At 62.5% G+C, this 1003-nt stretch carries 1 pseudogene; it reads right to left on the bottom strand.

The features are described 5' to 3' along the window. A pseudogene (locus NW863_RS13195) lies at positions 1 to 804 on the bottom strand (GTPase HflX); the annotation flags it as partial. Positions 805 to 1003 lie beyond the last annotated feature (199 nt).

The following is a 1003-nucleotide window of genomic DNA, read 5'->3' on the forward strand; positions in this document are numbered from 1 at the left end:
GACTTTACCCGAGCCAATGACTGTAGCGGAATCGGGGCCCTCCCGCCGCTGCCAAAGAGTGCGGAGCACCTGTCCGCCGGCACTTTCCACCAGGCGGCCCAGCTCTGTCAGCCTGTCCACCAGGTCTTCGCTGCTCTGCCCCGACTCCTGCAGCCCCACCAGGATGGCCCGCTCCTGCTGGGGATCCACCTGGCGGGCAGTGAATTGGCGCCGAAAGCCATCCTCCAGCTCCGCCACCAGCTCCTGCAGATCCTGTTCTGCCAGGATCCCCAGGGGCAAAGGCTCAGAAACCTGCCAACGGCGCTCTTCCTCCGGCACCAGATGGGCCAAGTAGGCGCACTTGATAAAGCCTGTGGCCGCTCCTCCGCGGCCCAGCCGTCCCTCTATGGGGGATACCGACAGGGTAATGAGAGCGTCCAGCCGCTGTAGGGCCATGGCTGTCAGGGCTTTTTGGCTAGGCCCCCCCGCCCCCACCTGGGTGGTGATGCAGCGGATCCCAGAGAGGCGCTCCGCCCCCTGGCGCGGCAGCTCCCAAGCCGGGATCTGGGTTTCAAAGGGGGATCCCAGCCCCACGCGAATTACTTGGCCGCGCCGGTTGAGGTAAACACTAATGGGCTGGCCTTCCAGATCTTGAGTGAGGGATCCCAGCCGTTGGGCAAACTCCACCGTCACCAGACAGTTGGGGGGCAGGCGCAGTTGGTAGAGGCGTTGCAGTTGCTTACGCTGGTAGGGCTTTAGCCCCTTGGCCTGGGCAAAGCTAAAACCGAGGTCATTCTGCTGGCGAGAGGTGCCAACCCTGGGCATAGGGAGAGGGAAAGACCCGAAAAGAGGCTTTCCTCTACCATATACGCTAGTAGCCAGCGCAGGAACTTGAGGAAAGCAGCGGCAGCAAACCCTAGACAAGGGATCCCTGGAGCAAACTTGCTTATGAACTACCCCACCGCGCAGGCGGGTGGGGTTTCCTCACCCGCTTGACAGCAGAGCTTTTGTCTCTTCTTCTGCC

This window comes from Synechococcus sp. B60.1 (genome assembly GCF_047462555.1).
Taxonomy (GTDB): Bacteria; Cyanobacteriota; Cyanobacteriia; order Thermostichales; family Thermostichaceae; genus Thermostichus.